Below are 25,002 nucleotides of genomic sequence, written 5' to 3'. Positions count from 1 at the left end.
TCCATCCGTGCCAAGCGCCGTGCAATGGCCTACGGACGGGCCGCAAATCTTTCTAGCAAGTCCACGTGCCCAGAAACGATCAGCACGTCTCTACGGGTCACGATGGTGTCTGGCACAGCGTACGTGAAATCTTCACCGGGCGGTTTCACACCGACAATGGTCACGCCGTACTTAGAACGAACCTGGGACTGCGCAAGGGTGAAGCCCTGAGTCTCCTTTGGCGGATACATCTTCACGATGGCAAAGCCGTCTTCAAATTCAATGAAGTCCAACATACGTCCACCGACCAAGTGCGCGGCACGGACCCCAGCATCTGCTTCCGGGTAAATCACGTGATTGGCACCGATGCGCGTGAGGATCTTGCCGTGCGAAGGGGTAATGGCCTTGACCCACAGATGCTCAATTCCCAAGTCCACCAAGTTCACCGTGATCAGCACGGATGACTCGATGGAAGTACCCACGCCAACCACGGCGGAGGAGAACTCTTGGGCACCAAGCTGACGTAGTGCATCAATGTTCGTGGCATCAGCGGCGACCACGTGGGTGAGCGTACTGGCCCACTGCTGAACGAGTTCTGGGCTGCGTTCGATGGCCAAAACTTCTCGGCCCTGCTTGACCAACGTTTCGGCTACGGAGGCACCAAAACGTCCCAGACCGATCACCAGAACTGGGGCATTGTGGTCTATATTCTTGTCAGCCAATGAGCGGCCTCTCTTCTGGAAGTCTAAACAGGGAGTTACGGTGGCGCATGGTCAGCGCGCTAGCTAGGGTGATGCTACCGATACGTCCAGCAAACATAAGGATACTGAGTACGTATTTACCGGCCGGTGGCATCTCTTGAGACACGCCGGTACTTAATCCGACGGTGGCGAAAGCTGAAATGGATTCGAACAAGGCACGGGAAAAACCAACAGACTCATCGATGGTGACCAAAACGCCGGTGGCCACCATGACCAACGAACCGCCCATCGCAACTACCGAGATAGCTACGCGCATTGTTCCCTGGGGAATTTGGCGACCAAACGCGGTCACTTCGGTGTCACCTCGAACTTCGGCCATGATTGCTAGGAACATAACAGCGATGGTGGTGACCTTAATACCGCCGGCGGTGGATGCGGAACCGCCACCAGCAAACATCAATGCATCGGTGAGCAACACCGTCACCTGGTGGATGTCATTTTGATCAACCAAGTTGAAGCCGCCAGAGCGCGTCATCGTCGAGGCAAATAAAGCATGAATGACCTTGTCGCCTATGGACATGTCACCCAGGGTACGCGGGTTGGACCATTCAAATACCAGCCACAGTAACGCGCCAGCAAAGAGCAATAGCGTGGTGACCAGCATGGTCAGTTTGGTGTGCAAGTTCCATTTTTTGACGTTGAACTTGTGCGCCAACAAGACCATGACTACTGGGAAGCCCAGCGAGCCGGCATACACGCCGACCATCAAAGGGATCAAGATCCACAGGTCAGTTTCGTAAGGCACCAAACCATCTGAGTGGGGAGTGAACCCGGCGTTGTTAAACGCTGAGACGGCATAGAAAATCCCGTGCCAAATAGAGGAAAGAAAACTTTCGCCCAGAACATAGAAGCGCGGGATCAGGAACAGCGCGATAAGTCCCTGAAGGCTCACGGCAGTGGTGATCACGATGCGCAGCAAGGAACTAACCTCGCCCAACGCGGAGGCACCTGAACTGTCCATGGACTTCTGTGCCATGAGCTTGGCGCGGACGCCCAACTTGCGTGAGACGGCCAACGACATGATCGAGGCCAGCGTCAAAATGCCCAAACCACCCATGAATGCAGCGATCAGCATGATCAGCTGTCCAACAAAGGACCAGTGCGCTGCGGTTGAGACGGTGGTTAGACCAGTCACGCACACCGCAGAAACTGCGGTAAACAGCGCGTCGTGCAGGGGAGTCACTTCACCCTTAGAAGAAGAAAACGGGGCAGCGAGCAGGGAAGTGAAAAGTGTGATCGCTAAGAGAAAGACGCTCAGCGTTAAGCGCGCGGGGGAGCGTACGGTGATGTCAGCAATTCTCGCGCGAAACGCAAACCGTTGCTTGCGGCGCTTCTCGCGCAATTCAGCTGCCCGGGCGCTGGGGCCCAGTTCACTGCCTATGCTCATCGATGACTCGCCGTTTCTTCTGGCCGGGTGGAATAAAGGTGTGGAGGTTCAAGTCCTCCTAGTAATTTACGCGTTTCCCGGGCCAAACGCTTGTCATATCGCCTTAAAGAATCACTGCGTGGCCGAATACGTCATATATTCATGAGTTGGATCACTATCAGGTAGCCTGAAAAAGTGTTAGATCCGCAGCAGGCTCCTCGCCCAACTATGGTCATGTGGGATGAACAGTATCTGAAGTACAAATTCAGCGACTGGCATCCGATGCACCCATCACGTTTAGAACTGACCTACCGCCTTAGCGGAGAACTCGAAGTGCTGAGCGCGCAAAACGTGAGTATCCATGCTCCAGAAATTGCTAGTGATGCGCTTGTGGCAACCGTGCATGATCAGGCCTACATTGATCAGGTGCGTCGGGTCAGCGAAGATCCGACACTGATTGCAGAAGACTTTGGTTTGGGCACCGAAGATGATCCAGTCTTCGCCGGCATGCATGATGCTTCGGCGCGTATTGTGGGTGGCTCAGTGATTGCCGCGCAATCCATAATGGATGAAAGTACCGTTCGAGCAGTGAACTTTGCAGGCGGCATGCACCATGCGGCGCGAAGTAAAGCCAGCGGTTTCTGCGTCTATAACGACGCTGCCGCAGCGATCCAACGCATGCTCGACCGTGGGGTGCAACGGGTTGCCTACATCGATGTTGACGCTCACCATGGGGATGGCACCGAATCAATTTTTTGGGATGACCCAAGAGTACTGACGATATCCATCCACGAATCTGGCCTGTCGTTATTTCCTGGAACAGGATTCGCCAACGATATTGGCGGCAAGCAAGCCGAAGGCAGTGCAGTCAATGTGGCGCTGCCGGCCATGACCGGGGATTCCGGATGGATGCGCGCCTTCCATGCGATTGTTCCCCAGCTGGTTCATGCCTTCAAGCCAGAGATTATCGTTTCTCAGCATGGTTGCGATGCCCACCGTGACGACGACATGACCAACCTCAAACTCTCCGTGGACGCGCAACGTCAGGCCGCTTTGGATATTTCCCAGCTGGCCGATGAGGTCTGCGAAGGTCGGTGGTTGGCCACCGGTGGTGGCGGATACAACGTGAGCGCAGTGGTCCCGCGTGTGTGGACTCATCTGACGGCCATCGTCGCCGGGAAGCCCGTGCCGCTAAGAACATATGTCCCGGAGACTTTCCGACGATATGTTTTGGAACGATACGGTCGTGCCACCCCGTACCTGATGGGTGATGACGCCCAGCTGTGGTGGCGCAACTGGGAAGTCGGCTACGATCCAGCCGATCCAGTGGACCGCACCATCATCGCGACTCGCAAGGAAATCTTCCCGCTCTTTGGACTCGACCCCTGGTTTGACTGAGCCTTTGAACTTCATCGGTTAGGCAATTGCCGTGAATTTCACCATGGATAGCCCGGCGAAATCAATGGCCAGAAGGTCATATGCCGTTAGGGTTATGTGTGTGGCAATTGATGAAGTGTTCTCGGCTTTGGCAGAACCAACCCGACGCAAAATTATTGAAGCTCTCAAAAGCGAACCGAAAGCGGTGGGCGCTTTGGTAACCGAGCTGGAAATTTCCCAGCCCACGGTATCCAAGCACCTGAAGGTATTACGTGAGGCGCAGCTGGTGAGCATGGCCGCTGCCGGGCAGCGCCGTATCTACAGCATCGATACCTCCGCGCTAGAGCAGCTTGTTCGTTGGTGCGCCGATCTGCTGCCAGAACAAGTACTCGATGAGCAACAAGAACTCCATGAATCTGAAGCGGGCACTGAGCTGGCAACAACCGCCAACCCCACTGCGCAACAGATTGGCCGCAGCGTTGGCCGAGGCCTGGAACAAGTTACTGGACGTGCTCAAGAATTCTTGGAGCGGCTTCCGCGCTTTGGCCGCCGTCGCTAAGTGATCCCCAGTTTTCAAGTTACGGTTATGTTTCTGGTTTTTAACGGCAAATTTTAGCTCGGTGTGTTCTCCATGACACTCTCGAAAGCGGGGCAGTGTCGCAACGGGTAAGTTTCCCAGTGCGCATGTTCCTGCCCCGTTTGATGAGGAGAGAAACTTGGATACGCACTTAACAACGATTCGTGATGAAGTTTTCCGTCGTAACCCCGGAGAATCAGAATTCCACCAAGCGGTCACCGAAGTATTCGACAGCCTTGAAGCTGTATCGCTCAAACATCCCGAATATGCTGAAGCAGCGATCCTGCAACGCTTGTGCGAACCCGAACGACAGATCATTTTCCGTGTGCCATGGGTTGATGACCAAGGTCGAGTCCAAATCAACCGAGGCTTCCGCGTTGAGTTCAACTCCGCATTAGGCCCGTACAAAGGTGGACTGCGTTTCCACCCCTCGGTGTACCTAGGCATCGTCAAGTTCCTAGGCTTTGAACAAATCTTCAAGAATTCCCTAACCGGTATGCCTATTGGTGGCGGCAAGGGTGGGTCTGACTTTGATCCACGGGGAAAGTCCAACGGTGAAGTTATGCGCTTCTGCCAATCGTTCATGACCGAGCTGTACCGTCACATTGGCGAATACACCGATGTGCCTGCCGGTGATATTGGCGTGGGCGGCCGCGAAATCGGCTATCTCTTCGGACAGTACAAGCGCATTACCAACCGCTACGAATCTGGCGTCTTGACCGGCAAAGGACTGAGCTGGGGCGGCTCGTTGGTTCGCCCGGAAGCAACCGGCTACGGGGCCGTGATCTTCACCCAAGAAATGCTCAAGACCCGCGGCCAGTCCTTCGACGGGCAACGGGTGATTATCTCGGGATCCGGTAACGTGGCCATTCACGCCATCGAGAAAGCTGCCAACCTAGGCGCCAAGGTCGTGACCGCATCGGACTCGGCCGGCTACATCGTTGACGAAGATGGCATCGACCTAGAACTGCTACGCCAGATCAAGGAAGTTGAGCGCGGACGTATTGCCGAATACGCACAACGCCGTGGAACCAGCAGGGTGCACTACGTTGAAGCTGGCAGCGTGTGGGACGTTGCTGGAACCGTCGCACTGCCCTGCGCAACGCAGAACGAGCTGGATGAAAGTGCCGCGAAGAAGATGGTGGCCGCAGGAACCATTGCTGTTGCCGAAGGCGCCAATATGCCAACAACCGCTGCTGCAACCTCACTCTTCCAAGAAGCCGGGGTGCTCTTTGGCCCAGGTAAGGCAGCCAACGCAGGTGGCGTGGCAACCTCAGCGCTGGAAATGCAACAAAACGCCAGCCGTGACTCGTGGAGTTTCGAACACACCGAGCAGCGTCTGACCGAGATCATGGTGGGCATTCACGACCGATGTGCGACAACCGCTGACGAGTACGGCATACCAGGCAATTATGTTGCCGGTGCCAACATCGCTGGCTTTGTGAAGGTAGCGGACGCCATGCTGGCCCAAGGCGTCATCTAGGGGAATCCTTTGATTACGACTCGCGTGTCACCGCCGGTTGTATTGGACCGTGGCTCGCGAATTGTCTCAATTAAGCAACAAAATTTTTGATTCAGATGCGCCCTGAAGTGTTGCGTGATGCGAAAGTTACCAAAGTGCGATTAGACTAGGACAAAGCGAACGTGAACCTGATCGCCGATGTTGATCCAAAGTCGTGTAAGTTCACCTTCGCTAGTAACGCGACGAAATAGAGATCAGCGTCAGGAGAATATCCCGCATGACGGATAGACAGAATTTTGCAGGAGCCCGTTTCATGACGGTAGCCGAAGTGGCTGACATGATGCGTGTTTCCAAAATGACGGTTTATCGGCTGATTCACGCAGGCGATCTGCCTGCCGTTCAGTTCGGTCGCTCCTATCGTGTACCGGAGAACGCTGTCGAATCCTACCTAAGTGCCGCGGCTATTGATCCGCAGCACGGTACTGGTTCATACGGCCGTTAGTCCGCACGATGGTCAGAGCATGACCGAAAAGCGGGTAATCTATTAAGGAACGTTTAACGTCCGGTCAACCTTGTCCTTTTGCTTGCGTGCAAGCAGATATTTTGGGTTGACGCATTTATTAGTTTGTGAGGAACCATTATGGGCTCTGTTATCAAGAAGCGCCGCAAGCGTATGTCCAAGAAGAAGCACCGTAAATTGCTTCGTAAGACTCGTCACCAGCGTCGCAATAAGAAGTAAATCTACTTCGAGCACTTTGCCGCTAGGCAATCATCGCCACCGATATGCAGTTGAACTGCAAACGGTGGCGATTGCTTTATCCAGAAGTAACTAACACCCTGCTAAGAGCCGGAACGGCGCAGGATAGAGCGCCTAGCGGCCCACAGCGCACCGATGACTCCGGCTGCTCGCAGGCTGAGCTTGGCGGCTCGTTGGCCGGTGCGGAAATCGTAAACTTGCCAGCCTCTGCGCTTGGCGTAGGCACGTAACCGAGCATCCGGATTGATGCACACAGGATGGCCAACGGCTTCTAGCAATGGAACGTCATTGTAGGAATCCGAGTAGGCCCAGGAACGCGAAAGTGAGATCCCGCGAGCCTTAGCCAGGGACCGAACAGCTTGCGCTTTTTCGGCTGCGTGAAGAATTGGGCTAGCCAACGCCCCGGTGTACAAACCGTCCTTACTTTCCACCACGGTGCCCAAAGCGCCGGAAAGATTGAGCCGATCCGAGATGACATTCGCCACTTCCAGGGGAGTGGCGGTGACCAGCCAGACTTCGCGACCTACATGCAGGTGCTGACGGGCAATGGCCACGGTCCCGGACCACAGCTTCGGTTCGATGAACTCGTCATAGATCTCGTTGCCGATTTGCTCAATTTCGGCCACCGGGATTCCGCGCACCATCATCAACGCACGGTCACGAATCTGATGGATGTCGCCCAAATGCTCGCCACGGGCGGCATAGCGCAGTTGTTTCAACGCGAACCATAGGATCTCGCGGAATTGGAAGAATTTGTGTTCACGGAGTTTGCGCGCCAGTAGATAAAGCGAGGCACCGCGAACCAGGGTGTTGTCCACATCAAAAAATGCGGCGACGGTACCCGATGCCGGAGCTTGAGACTGCGTGGAGTCAAATTCTGAGGAAGACATTTGATCCAGTTTATTTCATCTTAAAGTTCAAGCGTGGTTACGGCTCGTGAGATTATGGACAGGTGAGTACTTTGCATCAGATTCAACTGTTGGTTAGAAAAGACTGCCACCTTTGTCACGCCGCTCGGCAGACAGTGGCAGAAGTGACGGGCCGGTTGAATATGGAATTTTCTGAGATAGACATAGATCAGAATCCTGATCTGTTGGCAAAGCATCATGAAGAGGTTCCAGTGCTGTTCATTGACGGACAGGTCCGAGACTTCTGGACCATCGATCCACAACGGCTTGAGCGTCTGCTCACCAACTAGCCGTTGCCACAAACATGAACATGCGCGGTGCTCGCTTAGCCCATTGGAAAGTGCAGGGGAACGAAGATGTCTGAGCTTGAAGCTCGTGTCCTGCCTGAAGCCACCTTGGCTCGACTCACTCAGTACCTGCGGGCGTTGAACACTCTCGAAGCCCAAGGGCGCGAACGCACCAGCTCCGGGGTGTTGGCCAAAGAGGCTGGGGTGAACCCCTCAATCTTGCGTAAGGATCTTTCATGGCTCGGCTCCTATGGAACGCGTGGAGTCGGTTATGTCGTGCGAGAACTGGCTGAACACATCAGTCGGACCTTGGGGCTGAACCAAGACTGGAAAGTAGCGATTGTCGGTGCCGGTAACCTGGGCCGCGCGTTGAGCGGATACGCGGGTTTCACTTCGCGTGGCTTCAATGTCAAAGCCATTTTGGATGTTGACCCTACCCTAATCGGTGACAAAGTCGGTGAACTGACCGTTGAGTCAATAGCGGATCTTGCCCAAGTAGTAGCCCGCGAAGAAATCAACATTGCGGTGCTAGCGGTCCCTGGCGACGCTGCTCAAGATCTCGTTTATGTACTTGCTGAAAATTCCGTGCGATCGGTGCTCTCTTTTGCCCCGAAACCTTTGAAAGTTCCAACCGGCATGAACTTACGCCGTGTTGATCTGTCGACTGAATTGCAGATTCTGGCTTATCTGGCCGTGCAAGGCTAACCAGCTTTTAGTAATAAAAAAGGCGTTGCCTGTTTTGTCAGTGATGACAAAACAGGCAACGCCTTAGCTATTTGCCCTGAAGTCAGGGCGCTCCAGCTGTTTACCGGTAACCGGCGCGACGAGCCATGCGACGGGCTGCAATGTATTCGGATGATGGACGAAGCCAAGCAAAGACCACACCAGCAATGCCAAGCAATACACCAATGATGTAGACCGCGCTCAGGACACCGGCCTGGGAGTCGCCGTACATGCTGATGGCGGACACGGTTGAGAACATGCCGAACAGTGACAGTACAGCCAAGATGGTAGCGATAATGCGCATCGCGCCCACACCACGGCCTACAAAGAAGCCCACCAAGAAGTACAGAAGTACCGAGATGATGGCACCAACAATGCTGATGCCGGCCACTACCGAGCTGGCCTGTGCCATGAACGCTTCGGGGCTGTTCATCATCTGCTGCAGGGTTGGGTCGTTAGCCATTTCAGGCGAACTTTCCATCTGCGTTTCTAGTTCTGTCTCCACCGCTGCCCACTGGGAAGCAACCATGTTGGTGAACAGATTTGAGGTGGAGATCATCCAGCTAGCAATCGCACCGACAACACCCGAAAGCAGAATCAAGATAAAAGCAATCTGCAAGGTCTTTGGTCGGGTTGCTGGAGGCTGAACTGCGGCGTAGCCACCCTGGGTAGGGAACTGGTTGTAGCCAGCAGTCATCGGAGCTTGTGCGTAAGGATCTTGCCCGGCTTGCGGGTTCTGACCGTATGGGTTTTGTCCGTACGGGGAAGGCTGCTGTGCATACGGGTTTTCGCCGTAAGGGTTCGGATTTGAACCTTGAGCGCCGGACTCAGGATTGTAGGGCTGGCCGGGTTGATTCGGGTCGTAATTACTCATGATCCATCATCCTTTAGGGGTCAACTTGTTGTTGTGTTCAAGACTAGTACTCGGCGCTGTGAGCTACCCCATCCAAAAGGATGGTTTTTCTATATGGGAATCCCATGCATGGGCTGTGAATAGTTGATGGTGGACACAATATGACTATTTTGCACTGAACATTTGAGAGACTGGAGGTATGCCTTTATCGACCGTCCATTTGTTGCGCCACGGGGAAGTTTTCAACCCTGACCGTATTCTTTACGGACGGATCCCCGGCTACGGGCTCTCCGAGCTGGGATTCAAAATGGCTGATGCGGCCGGCGAATTTTTCGCTCAGCGTCAGGCCGAGGGAGCCAATGTGGTTCGCTTGGTTGCTTCGCCATTGATCCGTGCCCAGCAAACCGCTGCTCCCACCAGCCACGCCCTGAACCTGCCGATTCGCACTGATGACCGCGTCATCGAAGCCGGTAACAAACTTCAAGGCCTGTCCAAGGTCGCCGAGCACCTTCGTCAGCCGAAGTTCTGGCCATTGTTGGTCAACCCACTCAAGCCATCATGGGGCGAACCTTATGCGCAGCAGGTTCAGCGCATGCGTGAAGCCATGGATGCGCATCGTCGCGCTGCTGTCGCCGAACACGGCGAAGGCGCCGAAGTGATCATTGTTAGTCACCAGCTTCCTATCTGGGTCACTCGCCGAGCAGCCGAGAAGAAGCCGTTGTGGCACGACCCGCGTCAGCGCGAATGCACGCTGGCCTCGGTCACGAGCTTCGACTTTGAAGGGGACGAATTAGTCTCCGTGAGGTACACCGAACCAAACCCCGAGCTACTGGCCGGCGCAGCGAATATTCCTGGAGCCTAAGTAAATGACTGATCCTGTGCCAACCCCGCGCAATCTGAGCCGACGCACCATGCTGCGTTCGTTGATGCTTACCGCCGCGATCGTTCCCTTGGCTGCTTGCGGCGCCAAGGAAGATTCGTTGACTGCGCAAGCAAACAACGGCGATGGGAAAAACTACATTGCTGGCGACGGAGCTGTGCAGGAATACGAAGCATCCAAGCGCAGCGAACCAGTAGACATCACCGCGACCACGTACCACGGCACCGACGTTGACTTCAGTAAGTGGGAAGGCAAGCCGGTAGTGCTGAACTTCTGGTACGCCGCCTGTGCACCGTGTCGCATCGAAGCTCCAGATTTGAAGAAGTTGGCCAACAAGTTTGGCGACAAGGTGGAATTCATTGGCGTCAACGTGCGCGATGAAGCGGAGGCAGCCAAGGCGTTTGAACGCACCTTTGACCTTCCTTATGAATCAATCCAAGACACCTCTGGCGATATTCAGCTAGCTATGACCAAGTACGTGCCTTTGCAAGCCGTTCCTTCCACCCTGGTCCTAGACCGCAAGGGACGAGTGCGCGCCCGCGTTATTGGTGCAGCGGATCCGGGCACTTTGAAGTCGCTGATCGATACTGCTTTGACCGAAGAGTTGTGAGCTAGGCGTTGACCTCAAATCCATTTGCCGACATCGTCCTAGACGGGTCGTTATTACTCGCGTCGCCGGTAGCGGTGTTGGCGGGATTAGTATCATTTCTTTCTCCCTGCGTTCTGCCACTGGTTCCCGGATTTCTTGGCTACGTCACCGGCCTGACCGGAGCGGATCTCAAAGAACACCGACGAGGCCGGGTAGTCCTTGGAATCTTGCTGTTTGTTCTTGGATTCTCCGTAGTTTTCATCGCAGCTGGCGTGCTGTTCAGCCAGGCGACCGCCTGGCTAAAATTCAACGGATCGTGGGTCACCCAGATTCTGGGCATTGTCGTAATTTTTATGGGCATCGTCTTCATGGGCGGATTCTCATGGATGCAGCGTGACCGTAAGATCCACAAAAAACCACCGGCCGGGCTATGGGGTGCTCCGGTACTTGGCCTGACCTTCGGTCTAGGCTGGGCACCGTGCATCGGCCCAACCTTGAGCGCGGTACTAATCATGTCAACCGGTGGCGGAGCCAACGTCGCACGAGGCACATTGCTCACGGCGTTCTACTGCCTAGGACTAGGGTTGCCGTTCATCCTGATAGCCCTTGGACTACAGCGCGGAATGCAGGCATTAGCGTTCTTCCGCAAACATCAGGTATTCATCATGCGTTTTGGCGGCGCAATGCTCATGGCCCTCGGCGTAGCCATGGTGACTGGCCTATGGGGCACTTGGGTGTCAGAACTGCAAAACTGGTTTGCCAATGAAGTGAGGTTGCCAATTTAATGGCGAAAAAACAACGGAAGTCCAAAGGCACCCAAGACGCACCCGCATTAGGGTTCGTCGGTACCCTGCGGTGGATCTGGACTCAACTAACATCCATGCCAACAGCTTTGTTCTTGCTGTTGCTATTGGCTGTTGCTGCTGTACCGGGATCGATTTTCCCGCAGCGTCCCTCGGGGCCAGAAAACGTCGTAGGCTACATTGACCAGCACCCGGTGGCCGGTCCATGGCTTGATCGCTTCCAGATGTTCAACGTCTATTCCTCGGTCTGGTTCTCAGCGATCTACATTCTGCTGTTCATCTCCTTGGTTGGCTGCATCATTCCGCGTGTGCGTAAGCACGCGCAAGCACTGCGTACTCCACCACCACGCACTCCGGCTCGCCTTAACCGTTTGCCGCAATATACTTCCTACGAGATTCTCGAAGGTGAGTCGGATACCCCCGATGATGACCAAATCATTGAGGACTCCTACAAGATCCTGAAAAAGCGTGGTTATCGAGTAGAACGCCGCGAGGATGCGACGGGACGTTCGGTAGCAGCAGAACGTGGTTACGTTCGTGAAATCGGCAACCTGATGTTCCACATCTCGTTGATTGGTGTGCTGGTTGCCGCCGCCGTGGGTGGGGCCTTCGGCTACACCGGACAGCGTGTGGTTGTTGAGGGGGAGACCTTCGTTAACTCGCTGGTTGCCTACGACTCGTTCACTCCGGGAACCGCGTTTAATGCTGACAAACTTCCTGGTTACTCGGTGAAACTCGATAAATTCGACATCGTCTTTGACCGTGAATCAGAGGCACATTTTGGACAGCCGCTGGACTTCACCGCGCACGTGCAGGTCCGTAAGACTGCGCAGTCAGAACCGGTAAAACAAGACCTGAAAGTGAACCATCCGCTACGTATTAATGGCGCGGATGTTTACTTGGTGGGCAACGGCTATGCACCGGTCATCACCGTGCGTGATGGTAAAGGCAACGTTTCTTACTCGGGTCCGGTAGCTTCAGTTCCGCAGGACTCCGTTTACACTTCAATCTTCGTGCTGAAGGTGCCTGACGCTAAGCCCGATCAGCTGGGCTTCCAGGGATTCCTACTTCCTACCGCGCTGGTAGATGAAAAGGGATTTGGTATCTCGGGAGATCCTAACGCGATCAACCCGCAGCTGCACCTGAACTCCTTCTACGGTGATCTAGGCCTAGACAATGGCAATCCGCAGAACGTCTTTGTGCTGGATACCGCGAAGATGAAGGCACTGAACAGTCGCGACCTCGACGCCGGTGGTATTCGTCTTGAAGCTGGCCAGACCTACGATCTTCCAGATGGCAAGGGAAGCATCACCTTTGATGACCTCAAGCGCTACGTAGCCTTGGATGTGAACTACGACCCGGGCAAGCTGCCAATTGGTATCTTTGCGGCTCTGGCTCTCATCGGACTTGGCGTCTCGCTGTTTACTCCGCGTCGTCGTGTCTGGATCAAACTGGTGCAGGTTGATGGCAAGCGTAGTATCGAATATGCGCTGTTGGCCCGTGGCGAAGACCCACGACTGGAACGCGAAGCTTCAGAACTACAAAAAATCTTTGACAAGGCTTGGCCATTGGCAAGCCAGGAGCAGAACCAAGGAGCAGTAAATGGGTAACGCTGGGGCATTATCACCAATTAATGAATCGCTGGGTGAATACAGCCAGTTGTTCATGCTGCTGGCAGCCATGGTCTATGGCGTAGTCTTCATCATCTTTGCTCTTGATTTGGCCAAGACCAACAAGTCCATTACCGAGATGGACTCTGCTGCGCTCAAGCGTGACGAAGAACTGCTCGTTGGTGCTGGCAACGTTGTTGCTGGAAGCAATCGCAAACGCCGCGGCGAAAATAGCCGAGCAGATCACATCAGTGAAGAGATCGTCTCGGACAAGATGACCTACACCAGCTTCTCGGCGAAGCGCCCCATGGCGCGCATCGCCGTAGTGCTGATGTGGCTTGCCGCTGCGCTTCACGGTTTCGCTGTGGTTTCCCGTGCTCTGGCTGCTCACCGTGTGCCATGGGGCAACATGTACGAGTTCCTCACCACCGGTGCATTCCTTGTTGCCTTGGTGTACCTGATCATTCTGATCATCAAGGACCTGCGCTTCATGGGTTCGTTCATCTCTGGTCTGGTCACCTTGATGCTGTGTGCAGCTACCATCGGTTTCCCTACTCCAGTAGGTCACCTGGTGCCAGCGTTACAGTCGCCATGGATCGTCATCCACGTTTCCATTGCAGTGCTTTCCTCTTCACTGTTTGCCATTAGCTTCGCCATGAACGTTTTGCAGTTGCTGCAGCACTCGCGCATGAACCGTTTGGCTTCAGGTCTTAGCGACAAGTTGCCATTCATGCGCGTAGTACCTGGCGCAGGTGCACTGGAGAACTTCGCCTACCGCATCAACACCATCGCGTTTGTCATGTGGACCTTCACCGTGATGGCTGGCGCCATCTGGGCCGAAGCAGCGTGGGGACGCTACTGGGGCTGGGATCCAAAGGAAGTCTGGTCCTTCGTGATCTGGGTTGTCTACGCAGGCTACCTGCACGCCCGCGCTACCGGTGGCTGGACCGGCCCACGTTCAGCATGGCTGTCGATTATCGGCTTCCTCTGCGTGGTCTTCAACTTCACCATCGTGAACATCTTCTTCAACGGACTACACTCCTACGCGGGCGTCTAGACCCCGCAGCAATACACAAACGGCGAGCGACACCCATCAGGGGTATTGCTCGCCGTTTGTCGTTGGCGGATCATTCTGGGCCTTGAAGGGCGCTGGGCTCGGCACCTTGTTCCCAACTGATCTGAGCTACCCAACTGATCCACGCTACTCATCTCAGACCACGCCAGCCGAGCAACAGGTACAACAAAGCCCCGGCCTCCGTGAGCGCCACGCGAGGGCGCGGTAACGGAAATGTCGGGGCTTGTGTTCTACGGGCCGTGAGTAGGCCGCTACTGGCTTCTAGGACTTGGTGTCCGGTGAATCAGTGTCGGTGTCTTCTGATTTAGCCGGTGGTTCAGGATTAGTATTCTTTTGAATCTTGCCCTGATCTTTGAGTTCTTGCTCACGAGCCTTAGTATCTGCTTCGCGTTGTTGCTGTCGGCGCCAGACTTCTAGCTGACGCAAAAAGTCCTCATCATCATCGGGGGCAGTTTGTTGCCCTGCTGGTTGGTTTGCCGAGCTTTGAGGTCGTCCAAGAACGAACCACAATACGGCACCGATCAGCGGTAAGAGGATGATCACTACGAACCATGCGGGCTTCGGCAAGGAACGTATCAGATGCCTCGGCGCACGGCTGCATTCGATCAAGGTGTAGATCATCAAAGCGACCGAAACTACTGCTGCGAATATAAGGAGACGGACCATGTAATCATTCTAGTGATAATCGAGTTCACAGGTTCATCGGTAAACTTGAAGTTATGCAGTTTCTGAAATATACAGCTCTTCGCCTGGGCATCTTCTGCGCAGTGTTCCTTGGTCTTTCGTGGGGTCTGAACTGGCCTATCTTCGTTTCCGGAATCATCGGGCTGATCTTCGCGTTCGCGGTAGCCTACTTGTTCTTTAATAAACTTCGTCTAAAAGCGAACGAGGACGTGCGTAAAGCTTTTGCTAAAACCTCGGCAAGTAAGACGCAGAAGCAGCTGGACGATGAAGCTGTCGAAGATGAATTTGATGAAGATCAGCGACGCAATCACCGAACTGCAGAATAAACGTCAACATAATTTGCGTGCTCGGTAACTGAGTTCTTAACTCCAGTGACCTTTTGAGCAGAAAAAAGTCTTGGCTCATCATTTCCCGCGAGGGCAGTGATGAGCCAAGGCTTTGGTGATTAAGCGCTAAATACCCGGTGGGCTAGAACCAAGTCTGCAAGATAATGGCCAGCGCAAAGAGCAAGGCATAGACCATGTTCAGCATGCCGGTCTGCTTGAGAACCTTAACCAGCTTGGGAAGCTCGTGTTCACGCAGCATCAGCAACGATGGTGCGATAGCTGGGATGAAAGTAAGCAGTAGCAACCACAGCCAAGGGAAAGTTCCGGTAGCTAGCAGTGGCAACAAGATCGCTACGGCAATCATCAACACGTAGCTCAGACGGGCATTGTGTTCGCCGAGGCGCACAGCCAAGGTAATTTTCCCAACCTCTTTATCGGTGGGGATGTCCCGAACGTTGTTGGCCATGAGTAGCGCGCAGCCAATCAAACCGGTACCAATCGCACCCAATATGGAGGTCAGTGGCAGTTCATTGATCTGAGTGAAGGTCGTGCCCAGGGTCGCTACTAATCCAAAGAAGATGAAGACGTAGATATCACCAAGGCCGCGGTAGCCATAAGGATTTTTGCCACCGGTGTAGCCCCACGCAGCAAAAATGGCTGCCACGCCAACTAGCAACAACGGCCATGATGCGGAGACGACCACCAGGGTCAGGCCCGCAATAGCTGCCAGACCAAAGCAGGCGAAGGCGAGGTTGCGTACGTTCTTCGGGGCAGTGAGTTTGGAGCCCGTAAGACGCAATGGGCCGACACGATCATCGTCAGTGCCGCGGATTCCATCGGAGTAGTCGTTGGAGTAGTTAACGCCAACCTGCAACAGCAAACCGACTATCAACGCCAGAACAAAACGGACCCAGTGAAGGGTACCTGTTTCGCCCACTGCGGCCGCGGTGCCAATAACTACCGGGGCGATGACGATAGGCAAGGTGCGCAAACGTGCACCGGAGACCCATTGGGAAAGTGTGGCCACTTTCAGTCCTTTCGGGGCAAAAGAAAAACTCGTACCCTCTAGTTTCCCGCGAATGGGCGGGCAAGGCGAATCGAGCTAGTTGCGCGCACCGAGTTCATCAATGATCAGCTTGCGGTCGAACTTGCCGTTGGGCAGTTGCGGCAACCCGTTAGGGTAGTGCCGAACATGCTTTGGCACGGCTTCTTTGCCCAAGGTTCGGCGCACCGCGTCGAAGGCTGCCTCGGTTTTGGTGGGTCCGCTGAAAGCTAAGCCAACGCTTTGACCCCACTGCGGATCAGGCACTGAAACGACCAAGGTTTGGGTGAAGAATTCTTCCAGGATGCCCTCGATCTTGGAAGCTGAGAGCTTGATGCCACCAGAGTTGATCACGTCATCCACGCGCCCAACGATGCTTAGTCGCTGGCCCTGAACAGAGCCCAAATCATCGGTAACGTACCAGCGGTGTCCATCGTGTTCTACAAAGTGCTCTGCGGTGGCCTCTGGGGAATCCACGTAGCCATCGGCCAGCATGGGGCCAGAAACCCAGATGCGAGAATCGTGTTCGGCCAGCTGCACGCTGGGCAGTGCGCTGCCGTTGTACACCAATCCACCCGAGGTCTCTGAAGACCCATAGGTTTGGAAGATCTTCAGTCCGTGGTGTCGAGCGTTGACGAGCAAGTCCTTGCTGGCGCGGGCTCCGCCGAGCAAGATGGCGTCAAAGCGTTTGAGCGCGGTCAAGGTAGCCGGATCAGCGTCATCAAGCAGGCGAGCTAGCTGGGTTGGTACCAGCGAGGTGAGGCGTCGCTTTTCAACCATCTGCTGTGCAGCCTGAGTGAACGAGGAAGCTGAAAAACTACCCGACAAATCCATGACCACAGGTTTGGTTCCGGCGAACAAGGAGCGAGTCAGCACGCTGAGCCCGGCCACATAATGCACCGGCAAAGCCAACAACCACTGGCCCTCAAATCCTAGGTACTCAGCAGTGGCCTGCGCACTTGATGCCAGCGCCTCAACACTGAGCACCGTGCGCTTGGCCCGACCAGTAGAACCGGAGGTGCGCACCACCGCCATGGGTTGTTCAAAGCCGGGCAGATCCTGCTCGGTGAGGTATTCGATGCGCCAGCCTGAGTCGCTACTTTCGTCGATGATGACTTCAACAGCCGGGCCATCGTCGTTAGCGGCGTTGGCCAGTGCCGAGAGCAGTTCCTGAAGCTGTGCGTCCATAGTGGTTCCTTGTGCCGGTGCCAGTGATTAGAAGTAGTACGGGTAGTTGGACCAGTCAGGGTCCCGCTTGCCCAAGAACGCGTCGCGTCCCTCTACGGCTTCGTCGGTCATGTAGGCCATGCGGGTAGCTTCGCCGGCAAAGACCTGCTGACCGGCCAGTCCGTCATCAGCCAAGTTGAACGCAAACTTGAGCATGCGGATGGCTTGCGGGGATTGCTTGGCGATGTCCGCTGCGTATTCCAATGCAACTTCTTCCAGACGCTCATGATCAACTGATTCATTAACCGCACCCATGCGTACCATGTCATCGGCGGAGTATTCGCGGGCAAGGAAGAAAATCTCGCGGGCAGTCTTCTGACCTACCTGGCGGGCCAGCAGCGCCGAGCCATAGCCAGCATCAAAGGAACCGACGGTGGCGTCGGTCTGCTTAAACTTGCCGTTTTCTTTGGAGGCGATGGTCAAGTCAGAAACTACGTGCAGTGAGTGTCCGCCACCCGCGGCCCAACCGTTGACCACGCACAGGACAACCTTGGGCATGGTGCGCATCAGGCGCTGTACTTCAAGAATGTGCAGGCGTCCGGCGCGGGCAGGGTCGATTGACTCGCGGGTCTCACCCTCGGCGTATCGGTAGCCATCACGGCCACGGATGCGCTGGTCGCCACCGGAGCAGAAGGCGTGCCCGCCATCTTTGGCTGATGGTCCGTTGCCGGTGAGGATGACGGTGGCCACATCACTGGTCATACGGGCGTGATCCATAGCGCGGTAAAGCTCATCAACGGTGTGCGGGCGGAAAGCATTGCGCACCTCGGGACGGTCAAAGGCGATACGGACCGTTGGTAGGTCGCGAGTGATTTCGCCGTAGGTATTGCGCTCTACCTGACGGTGGTAGGTGACGTCGGTGAAGCCGAATCCTTCAACCACGCGCCAGCGCGTTGGATCAAAGACGTCGGAAACCTTTTCGGGCAGGGCTGAGCTGTTCTGGCTATTCACCCTCTAAATGCTAGTACCTTGAACCTGTTTGCGCGGACTGTGGCGCACAACCCGATGGTTTTGAACGCAGTGAATCTCGGTGCCACAGCGAAGGGGCTTGGGAATTAGCCAAAAATTGACTGAAACCCAAGCCCCGCACGGTTGGTTGACGTTAGGCGTCTAGCGTTAGTTCTTCTTCACTGGTCCTTCTTCACCGTCGCTAGAATCCCGGTGTCGTGGGCATCAGGGATTTCGGTGCCTCGTAGGGAGGCGCCCGCGGTTTCCGGCATGTACTTGATGGCGATCATGCCAATGACGCAGGCGATCATCATGTAGACCGCAGGGAAAAGTAGGAAGCCTGTGGCATCAATGGCAGCCTCATTAACGATGGCCGCGGTTCCGCCAAAGAGTGCGGTAGCAATGTTGTAGGTGACCGCAAACCCGGCGAAGCGAACATGTGAGGGGAACATGGCCGGGAACGTGGCAGTAATCGTTGCCAACTGCGGAATGTACAACAGTCCGAGTACCGCAAAGCCAACGATAGCCCAGCCAAAGCTTTGTCCCATGAGCCAGAACATTGGTACAGCCAGAACAAATAATCCAATGACCGACGTGTACCACATGGGTCGGCGGCCCACCCTGTCAGAGAGTGATCCAGCAAAGGGGATGACTGCCATCATGGCCACCTCACCGATCAAGATAGTGGCCAATGAAGCCTTGGAATCCAGACCTAACTGAGTTTCCAGATAGGTCGGCATGTAGCTGAGCAAGGTGTAATTCACGACGTTCAGTGCTATGACCAGCCCGCTCATGGTGAGCATTGGCTTCCAATAGGTCATCACTAATTCTTTGAGTGTGCTCTTCTGCTGGGTTTCTTCGGCTTCTTGCATCTCCTGGAAGACTGGGGTGTCTTCCAACTTGCTTCGCAAGTACAAACCGATCAGGCCCATCGGTAATGCGAGGAAGAACGGGATGCGCCAGCCATAAGCCATCATGGATTCTTCGCCCAAGGTGATCTGCAGCAGAAGCATGATTCCAGTGCCTAAGGCGAACCCGCCCAGTGTGCCGAACTCAAGGAATGATCCAAAGAAGCCACGTTTGCGGTCCGGGGCATATTCGGCCATGAAGGTTGCTGCGCCACCGTATTCACCGCCCGTTGAGAAGCCTTGGACCATGCGAAGCAAGACAAGCAAGATCGGTGCAAAGACACCGATGGTTTCAAAGGTTGGAAGTACACCAATCAAGAATGTCGCAAGAGACATCATAATGATGGTCAAAGCGAGGATCTTTTTGCGTCCCAGTTTGTCCCCGAGTGGACCCCAAACCAGTCCGCCCAGTGGGCGAACCAGGAAGGAGAGCGCAAAGGTGGCCAAAGCCATGAGTGTGCCGCCCTCGGAAGGGAAGAAGTGTGCGGTGATATAGGTGACGGCTACCGCATATACACCGTAGTCGAACCACTCGGTCATGTTACCCATGGCGCTGGCGGCGGTAGCTTTGCGAATTTCTTGGCGTCCGGCGGTGGTATTGATGTCAGGGCCGATGTCATGAGACAAATCGGGAGAAAAAGAATCGGCAGGTGTTGCGTGGTTGGGTTGGCTGTCATCCGGTGGCATAACTGCTCCGTTGCTCTTCAGCTTTCCGTCGACCGGACGCCCAGGGGATACCTCGTTATATTGACCCTGGGTGACGGTCCACGATCTGGGCAGGTGCCCAGAGTCGGTCAATCTCCACAGGCTACGTCAGGAGAATTCGAGATTCAATGTTTGACATGGATTTGTTTGTTTAGACGCTCTGTGAAATTTGCCAAATAGGTTCACGTTCTTGACGGCGAGTGAACCTTTCTGTGATTCTATTAGTGAACGAATGGTCGGTAAGTTTATGCGGTGGTTTGCGCCACCGCGAAAAACATCTTTCCGGACCCTGACCCCTGAGGTTCAATAAGTGGGGCTGGCCCGGAGTACAAAGGAGTATTCATGGCTGAGGCATATTTGGTGGGCGGAACCCGTACTCCTGTGGGGCGTTACGGTGGCGCGCTGAGTCCGGTACGCCCAGATGACTTGGCAGCCATCACTATTTCTCAGCTCATCAAAGCCTCAGGCATTGACCCAGCAGCGGTTGATGAAGTGATTCTTGGCAACGCCAACGGCGCAGGCGAAGAAAATCGCAACGTGGCCCGCATGGCAGCGCTCCTTGCCGGGTTGCCGGTGAGTATTCCGGGCATTACGGTCAATCGCTTGTGTGCCTCGGGGATGAGTGCCATCACCATGGCCAGCCATATGATCAAGTCCGGAGCTGCCGACATTGTGATTGCCGGCGGCGTCGAGTCCATGTCCCGCGCCCCCTGGGTAATGGAGAAGCCAGATAAAGCATTTGCCAAGCCCGGAGCCGTTTTTGACACCTCTATTGGCTGGCGTTTTACCAATCCTCAATTTCTCTCCGGTGAGCTATCCCGCGAGGGCAAAGCAACTTTCTCCATGCCAGAAACCGCCGAAGAGGTGGCCCGCGTATACGGCATCTCCCGCGAGGACTGCGACGAGTTTGCCGTACAGTCCCACGCCAAAGCCATAGCCGCCATCCAGGCGGGGCACTTCCGTGACGAGATTGTTCCGGTAATTGTTAAGCACCGCAAAGGTGAAATGGTTGTTGATACCGATGAGGGCCCACGTGAAGGGACAACTCTTGAGGTGCTCGCCGGGCTACGGCCAGTAGTAAAGGGCGGCAGCGTGGTCACCGCCGGCAATGCTTCCTCGCTCAACGATGGCGCCTCAGCAATTCTGGTCGTTTCCGAACGCGCCCTAAAAAAGTACGGGCTGAACGCCCGAGCACGCATTATCGACGGCCAGGCCGTCGGACTGGAACCAGAAATCATGGGCATGGGGCCGGTGCCGGCTACCCGCAAGGTGCTTGATCGTGCAGGGCTAAAGATCGATGAGATCGGAGCCATGGAAATCAACGAAGCGTTTGCTAGCCAGTCCTTGGCCAGTATCCGAGAACTGTCAGTAGACCCAGACATCGTGAACCGCGACGGTGGGGCTATTGCTCTGGGCCATCCGTTGGGCTCAAGCGGTTCGCGCATAGTCATTAGCCTGCTGGGCCGAATAGAACGTGAACTGGCAGGTGCTGAACGCAAACTTGCTGTGGCCACCATGTGTGTTGGCGTGGGGCAAGGTTCAGCGATCCTCTTGGAAGGTGTCTAAACATGGACAACCTGACGCAGAACTTTGACACGCTTCTCGTCACTGAAGGTGAAGATCGGCTTTGGGTTCGCCTGCACCGACCAGAGGTGCGCAATGCCATCGATCAGTTAATGGTTGATGAGCTACACACAGTGTGTTCCTACCTGGAAAAGAACCCGAAGATCTTGATCCTTGCCGGTACACCGGGCCAAGCGCCCAGCGAGGAAAATCCCAAGGGGAGCAAGGGGATCTTTGCCTCCGGTGCGGACATCTCCCAGTTACGTGAACGTCGCCGCGATGACGCCCTGGCCGGAATTAACTCCGGCATCTTCGAGCGCATCGCCAAGCTTCCCATGCCAGTCATTGCCGCTCTAGACGGATTTGCTTTAGGTGGCGGAGCTGAGTTGGCCTACGCCGCCGACTTCCGCGTCGGCACCCCCGAACTTCGAATGGGCAATCCGGAAACCAACCTTGGGATCATGGCTGCCGCCGGTGCGACCTGGCGACTCAAGGAACTCGTGGGTGAACCGCTGGCCAAAGAGATCCTCTTGGCAGGCAAAGTGCTTACCGGCCAGCAATGTCTTCAGGCTGGTCTGGTCACCGAACTGCATGAGGCGGCGGACCTCGATGCCGGCGCTGAAGCTTTGGCTGATCGGATTGCCGCCCAAGACCCGCTGGCGGTGCGCATTACCAAGTCGGTATTCCATAGCCCTCGTGAAGCCCACCCGCTCATCGATACCTTGGCCCAAGGAATGCTTTTTGAATCCCAAGCCAAATTTGATCGTATGCAAGAATTCCTTGATCGAAAGAAGAAGTAACCATGAGCGCAAGTAACACCTTGGCCGCCGGCCAACTTCCGCAACGCAGCGGAGTGCTCGGTGGCGGACGCATGGGCGCCGGTATCGCCCACGCACTATTGATTAGCGGAAGTACCGTGGTCATAGTTGAGCGCGATGATGCCTCGGCGCAGGCTGCTTTTGAGCGAGTAGCCCAGTCCGTGGACAAGTCCATCGAGCGCGGTGTGGTCAGCGAATCCAAGACCGAGCTACTGCAACGTTTTTCGGTCAGCACTGACTATCAGCAGTTCGCCAACGCTCAGCTGGTGATCGAAGCGGTTCCCGAAATCTGGGACCTCAAGGTTTCTTCCTTGCAAGCAGTTGAGCAGGTACTAGCTGCCGATGCGGTCTTGGCTTCGAATACGTCCTCCCTATCGGTGAGCGGCTTGGCCAAAGAATTAGAGCGTCCGGAAAAGTTCCTCGGACTGCACTTCTTTAATCCCGTTCCCGCGTCCACATTGATCGAAGTAGTCATCGGTGAACAAACCGATACCAGCTTGATCGAGGCCTCACGTGGTTTGGTTCAGGCCTTGGGAAAGACCGCAGTGGTGGTCAATGATGCTCCGGGTTTTGCTTCCTCACGCCTGGGGGTAGCTATCGCATTGGAAGCGATGCGCATGGTTGAAGAAGGTGTCGCCAGCGCCGAAGATATCGATAACGCCATGGTGCTTGGCTATAAGCACCCGACCGGTCCACTGAAGACCACCGATATTGTCGGACTGGATGTGCGTTTAGGAATTGCCGAGTACCTGCATGAAACTCTGGGGGAGCGGTTTGCGCCACCGCAGATCCTCAAGGATTTGGTGGCTGAAGGAAAGCTGGGGCGCAAGAGCGGCCAAGGCTTCTATAGCTGGTAGGAAATATCGGCAATTGGTCACAACACTTTCAGTCCCGTCGGTCGTAGCTGACCGGCGGGACTGAACGTTTTAAGGAGCCTAGAACAGGTGGCCTAATAATGAAGCGAACAGCTCATCGGGATCATGCACATGACCCTTGGAAGCAAACCACTCGCAGAGGTTCAGGCAGTCACGATGTAAGAAGTCCATACCGTGCGGATTGCCAGCGAGGTCCACACATTGCGGGACATCGATAACAACTAAGCGCTCGCCGGAGACCAGAAGGTTGTACGCCGATAAGTCACCGTGAGCCACTCCCAGCCGCGCGAACTTCTCCAACGCATCGGTGAGTTGATCCCACAAAGCAGGTAGCCGTGGATCAAAACGCGCAAGCTGTTGAAGTCGCGGGGCTGCGGCGAACGGATCATCTGGGTCGGCAATGAACTCCATCAGGATTTCGGTGCCGTCGATCTGTACTGGGTAGGGCACCGGGATCCCTGCCTCATAACAACGCAAGAGATAGGTCCACTCGGCGTTGGACCACTGCAAAGCTGCAATGTCTCGGCCATAGGCAGAGTTATTGCGGATTGCGCGGTTATCACGGGAGCGACGTGCTGAACGGCCGTCACTATAGGCCTGCGAACGGCTAAATTGCAGGTGGTCGCGACTGCGGTAACGTTTGGCCGCCAGCAGGCTCTTGCGCTCGCCGATAGCACGTTCAAGCAAAAAGACGTCGCCTTCTTTGCCTGTCTTGAGGATGCCTAACTCGGTATCGAGGGCGCCAGCATCTTCAATGAGCCACAGTGGATAGGGTTGAGGACCTCTCAGAGCCTTCTCAACAAATGGCCACGTTGAGTAGCGTTGGCCGGCTGGTGGTTCATCGGTGAATGATTCATTCCAGACAGGCTTGTGCTTGTGGAATTTGAGTTCTGTCTCAGTGTCAGCGGATTTTGACGTGATCAGCTGTGAGCTGGTGGATGGTTCTCCAGCAGGGAAATGCATTGGGGGAAGTCCTTAAGGAAAGAGGTAACTGACCGGGAATAGCGGTAAACAATCATCGTTACCCCTCCTTCAATAGACTGATTGACACTTGTCAATGACTAAGACTCTACAACAGTGAATCAATATGTTGCAATGGGTAAATGAGTCAGGAAGTGAACTATCACAAGCAGGTCGGGGACCTGGCGTGGTCAGGGGCGGTGAATGCGCGACATATCTGCGGAACTTTCTATCGCATGGGTCGCCATGAATGGCTGAGCGCTGAAGGTTGGCAGCAAATGCATGCCGATGGCGTGGCCAAGGTAATTGACCTGCGCAACCCAGCGGAGATTCATCGGCGAGAACATGACCCAGCGGTACCCGAGGCCAGTCTTGCTCGTATTGAACTAGTGAACCTGCCACTGGAAACCCCGGGCAATCAACGCTTTGAGTCCATCGCGGTTCCTTACATGAATCACACCAGTATGTATCGGTTGGTCTGCGAAGAATTTGGCAGCCAGCTACGTGAGGTCTTTGAAAATTTGGCGGATTCACAAGGGGTCACCGTGATTCATTGCTCGGCAGGACGTGATCGTTCAGGACTTATTGCGACGCTCTTGCTTGATTTGGCTGGTCAGGGAAACCAGATTCTGAAGCATGATGAACTTGCGGTGCGAGGCATTAATGAATGGCACCGGGTATCGCCCCGCAAGCACCCGTACGAGAGTTTTCGTGAGGAAGAAGAACTGCGACAGGTCATCAATGAGCGCGCGGTAGCACTGGAAAAATTCTGTACTTGGATTGGTTCAGCGCAGTCCTACCTCGAACAGCAGGGTATGGACCCGGCATTGTTGGAGCGTTTACGAATCTTGGCGACAGATGACTCATTGATCTGAGGCAGCTTAAGGTGTCCCCTGTCACGCTCTTCCTGATATGGTTTAAGTTAATACTGACCGACCG

General features: G+C 55.1%; 27 protein-coding genes. 17 read left to right on the top strand and 10 right to left on the bottom strand.

From position 1 onward, the window contains the following. Positions 1 to 29: 29 nt before the first annotated feature. Positions 30 to 701, bottom strand: a complete 672-nt coding sequence (locus ACT3RW_RS12885) for a potassium channel family protein (protein WP_444614002.1) — start codon at positions 699 to 701, stop codon at positions 30 to 32. Beyond that, complete coding sequence (locus tag ACT3RW_RS12880; protein WP_131088891.1) at positions 694 to 2,127, bottom strand: TrkH family potassium uptake protein; 1,434 nt, start codon at positions 2,125 to 2,127, stop codon at positions 694 to 696. The genes ACT3RW_RS12885 and ACT3RW_RS12880 overlap by 8 nt, the downstream gene beginning before the upstream one ends. 207 nt (positions 2,128 to 2,334) lie before the next feature. On the opposite strand from ACT3RW_RS12880, the gene ACT3RW_RS12875 reads away from it, so the two are divergent. From ACT3RW_RS12875 to ACT3RW_RS12855, 5 genes are all read left to right on the top strand, one after another. Beyond that, a complete protein-coding gene (locus tag ACT3RW_RS12875; protein ID WP_444614647.1) occupies positions 2,335 to 3,504 on the top strand; it encodes an acetoin utilization protein AcuC in 1,170 nt (389 codons plus the stop codon). A 100-nt stretch (positions 3,505 to 3,604) separates the two neighbouring features. After that, positions 3,605 to 4,042, top strand: a complete 438-nt coding sequence (locus ACT3RW_RS12870) for an ArsR/SmtB family transcription factor (protein WP_444614001.1) — start codon at positions 3,605 to 3,607, stop codon at positions 4,040 to 4,042. 157 nt (positions 4,043 to 4,199) lie between these two features. Continuing rightward, complete coding sequence (gene gdhA / locus ACT3RW_RS12865; RefSeq protein WP_131088889.1) at positions 4,200 to 5,543, top strand: NADP-specific glutamate dehydrogenase; 1,344 nt, start codon at positions 4,200 to 4,202, stop codon at positions 5,541 to 5,543. Positions 5,544 to 5,799: 256 nt separating this feature from the next. Further along, entirely contained in the window at positions 5,800 to 6,024 is a 225-nt protein-coding gene (locus ACT3RW_RS12860) for a helix-turn-helix domain-containing protein (RefSeq protein ID WP_131088888.1), read from the top strand. 138 nt (positions 6,025 to 6,162) lie between these two features. Next, the gene (locus ACT3RW_RS12855) at positions 6,163 to 6,261 is read left to right on the top strand and encodes a 30S ribosomal protein bS22 (RefSeq protein WP_005504750.1); all 99 of its coding nucleotides are present in this window, start codon (positions 6,163 to 6,165) and stop codon (positions 6,259 to 6,261) included. A 101-nt stretch (positions 6,262 to 6,362) separates the two neighbouring features. Here ACT3RW_RS12855 and ACT3RW_RS12850 read toward each other — a convergent pair whose 3' ends face one another. Continuing rightward, entirely contained in the window at positions 6,363 to 7,169 is an 807-nt protein-coding gene (locus tag ACT3RW_RS12850) for an HAD family hydrolase (protein ID WP_131088887.1), read from the bottom strand. A 62-nt stretch (positions 7,170 to 7,231) separates the two neighbouring features. Here ACT3RW_RS12850 and ACT3RW_RS12845 point away from each other — a divergent pair, with 62 nt between their 5' ends. Both ACT3RW_RS12845 and ACT3RW_RS12840 read left to right on the top strand, forming a co-directional pair. After that, complete coding sequence (locus ACT3RW_RS12845; protein WP_315973789.1) at positions 7,232 to 7,477, top strand: glutaredoxin family protein; 246 nt, start codon at positions 7,232 to 7,234, stop codon at positions 7,475 to 7,477. A gap of 66 nt (positions 7,478 to 7,543) precedes the next feature. Then, entirely contained in the window at positions 7,544 to 8,179 is a 636-nt protein-coding gene (locus ACT3RW_RS12840) for a redox-sensing transcriptional repressor Rex (protein ID WP_444614000.1), read from the top strand. Between the two features lie 100 nt (positions 8,180 to 8,279). On the opposite strand, the gene ACT3RW_RS12835 is transcribed toward ACT3RW_RS12840, so the two are convergent. Next, positions 8,280 to 9,071: a hypothetical protein gene (locus ACT3RW_RS12835; RefSeq protein ID WP_444613999.1), complete on the bottom strand. Its 792-nt coding sequence runs from the start codon at positions 9,069 to 9,071 to the stop codon at positions 8,280 to 8,282. A gap of 178 nt (positions 9,072 to 9,249) precedes the next feature. Between ACT3RW_RS12835 and ACT3RW_RS12830 the strand changes: the two genes are divergently transcribed. From ACT3RW_RS12830 to ccsB, 5 genes are read left to right on the top strand one after another with little or no spacing between them, the layout of a single operon-like run. Then, the gene (locus tag ACT3RW_RS12830) at positions 9,250 to 9,912 is read left to right on the top strand and encodes a histidine phosphatase family protein (protein ID WP_444613998.1); all 663 of its coding nucleotides are present in this window, start codon (positions 9,250 to 9,252) and stop codon (positions 9,910 to 9,912) included. A gap of 4 nt (positions 9,913 to 9,916) precedes the next feature. Beyond that, on the top strand, positions 9,917 to 10,540 hold the full coding sequence (locus ACT3RW_RS12825; protein WP_444613997.1) for a TlpA family protein disulfide reductase: 624 nt from the start codon (positions 9,917 to 9,919) through the stop codon (positions 10,538 to 10,540). A gap of 8 nt (positions 10,541 to 10,548) precedes the next feature. Further along, positions 10,549 to 11,304, top strand: a complete 756-nt coding sequence (locus ACT3RW_RS12820; RefSeq protein WP_444613996.1) for a cytochrome c biogenesis CcdA family protein — start codon at positions 10,549 to 10,551, stop codon at positions 11,302 to 11,304. Beyond that, a complete protein-coding gene (resB, locus tag ACT3RW_RS12815; RefSeq protein WP_131088882.1) occupies positions 11,304 to 12,932 on the top strand; it encodes a cytochrome c biogenesis protein ResB in 1,629 nt (542 codons plus the stop codon). The genes ACT3RW_RS12820 and resB overlap by 1 nt, the downstream gene beginning before the upstream one ends. Next, positions 12,925 to 13,989: a c-type cytochrome biogenesis protein CcsB gene (gene ccsB, locus ACT3RW_RS12810; RefSeq protein ID WP_131088881.1), complete on the top strand. Its 1,065-nt coding sequence runs from the start codon at positions 12,925 to 12,927 to the stop codon at positions 13,987 to 13,989. The genes resB and ccsB overlap by 8 nt, the downstream gene beginning before the upstream one ends. Positions 13,990 to 14,268: 279 nt before the next feature. On the opposite strand, the gene ACT3RW_RS12805 is transcribed toward ccsB, so the two are convergent. After that, the gene (locus ACT3RW_RS12805; protein WP_131088880.1) at positions 14,269 to 14,673 is read right to left on the bottom strand and encodes a PLD nuclease N-terminal domain-containing protein; all 405 of its coding nucleotides are present in this window, start codon (positions 14,671 to 14,673) and stop codon (positions 14,269 to 14,271) included. A gap of 53 nt (positions 14,674 to 14,726) precedes the next feature. Between ACT3RW_RS12805 and ACT3RW_RS12800 the strand changes: the two genes are divergently transcribed. Continuing rightward, a complete protein-coding gene (locus ACT3RW_RS12800; RefSeq protein WP_131088879.1) occupies positions 14,727 to 15,017 on the top strand; it encodes a DUF4229 domain-containing protein in 291 nt (96 codons plus the stop codon). A 142-nt stretch (positions 15,018 to 15,159) separates the two neighbouring features. Here ACT3RW_RS12800 and ACT3RW_RS12795 read toward each other — a convergent pair whose 3' ends face one another. The 4 genes from ACT3RW_RS12795 to ACT3RW_RS12780 form a co-directional block, all read right to left on the bottom strand. Continuing rightward, positions 15,160 to 16,044 (bottom strand): 1,4-dihydroxy-2-naphthoate polyprenyltransferase, encoded by an 885-nt coding sequence (locus ACT3RW_RS12795; protein ID WP_131088878.1) that lies wholly within the window; start codon positions 16,042 to 16,044, stop codon positions 15,160 to 15,162. 75 nt (positions 16,045 to 16,119) lie between these two features. Continuing rightward, positions 16,120 to 17,247, bottom strand: coding sequence for an AMP-binding protein (locus tag ACT3RW_RS12790; RefSeq protein ID WP_444613995.1), 1,128 nt, complete (start codon positions 17,245 to 17,247; stop codon positions 16,120 to 16,122). A 27-nt stretch (positions 17,248 to 17,274) separates the two neighbouring features. Beyond that, positions 17,275 to 18,237: a 1,4-dihydroxy-2-naphthoyl-CoA synthase gene (locus ACT3RW_RS12785; protein ID WP_444613994.1), complete on the bottom strand. Its 963-nt coding sequence runs from the start codon at positions 18,235 to 18,237 to the stop codon at positions 17,275 to 17,277. Positions 18,238 to 18,413: 176 nt separating this feature from the next. Then, positions 18,414 to 19,829, bottom strand: a complete 1,416-nt coding sequence (locus tag ACT3RW_RS12780) for an MFS transporter (protein ID WP_131089811.1) — start codon at positions 19,827 to 19,829, stop codon at positions 18,414 to 18,416. Positions 19,830 to 20,189: 360 nt separating this feature from the next. On the opposite strand from ACT3RW_RS12780, the gene ACT3RW_RS12775 reads away from it, so the two are divergent. The 3 genes from ACT3RW_RS12775 to ACT3RW_RS12765 are packed head-to-tail and all read left to right on the top strand — an operon-like array spanning position 20,190 to position 23,085. After that, positions 20,190 to 21,413 carry a thiolase family protein gene (locus ACT3RW_RS12775; protein ID WP_444613993.1) on the top strand — a complete coding sequence of 408 codons (1,224 nt, stop codon included), beginning with the start codon at positions 20,190 to 20,192 and terminating at the stop codon, positions 21,411 to 21,413. Positions 21,414 to 21,415: 2 nt separating this feature from the next. Then, positions 21,416 to 22,210: an enoyl-CoA hydratase/isomerase family protein gene (locus ACT3RW_RS12770; RefSeq protein WP_444613992.1), complete on the top strand. Its 795-nt coding sequence runs from the start codon at positions 21,416 to 21,418 to the stop codon at positions 22,208 to 22,210. A gap of 2 nt (positions 22,211 to 22,212) precedes the next feature. Beyond that, positions 22,213 to 23,085, top strand: coding sequence for a 3-hydroxyacyl-CoA dehydrogenase family protein (locus ACT3RW_RS12765; RefSeq protein ID WP_444613991.1), 873 nt, complete (start codon positions 22,213 to 22,215; stop codon positions 23,083 to 23,085). A gap of 78 nt (positions 23,086 to 23,163) precedes the next feature. On the opposite strand, the gene ACT3RW_RS12760 is transcribed toward ACT3RW_RS12765, so the two are convergent. Then, positions 23,164 to 24,066, bottom strand: coding sequence for a serine protein kinase RIO (locus ACT3RW_RS12760; RefSeq protein ID WP_131088872.1), 903 nt, complete (start codon positions 24,064 to 24,066; stop codon positions 23,164 to 23,166). Positions 24,067 to 24,206: 140 nt separating this feature from the next. On the opposite strand from ACT3RW_RS12760, the gene ACT3RW_RS12755 reads away from it, so the two are divergent. Further along, entirely contained in the window at positions 24,207 to 24,938 is a 732-nt protein-coding gene (locus tag ACT3RW_RS12755; protein ID WP_444613990.1) for a tyrosine-protein phosphatase, read from the top strand. Positions 24,939 to 25,002 lie beyond the last annotated feature (64 nt).

This window comes from Glutamicibacter sp. AOP5-A2-18 (assembly GCF_052446055.1).
In the GTDB taxonomy this organism is placed as follows: domain Bacteria; phylum Actinomycetota; class Actinomycetes; order Actinomycetales; family Micrococcaceae; genus Glutamicibacter.
Note: the sequence above shows the minus strand (reverse complement) of the source record. Positions and strands in the feature narration are given on the sequence as shown.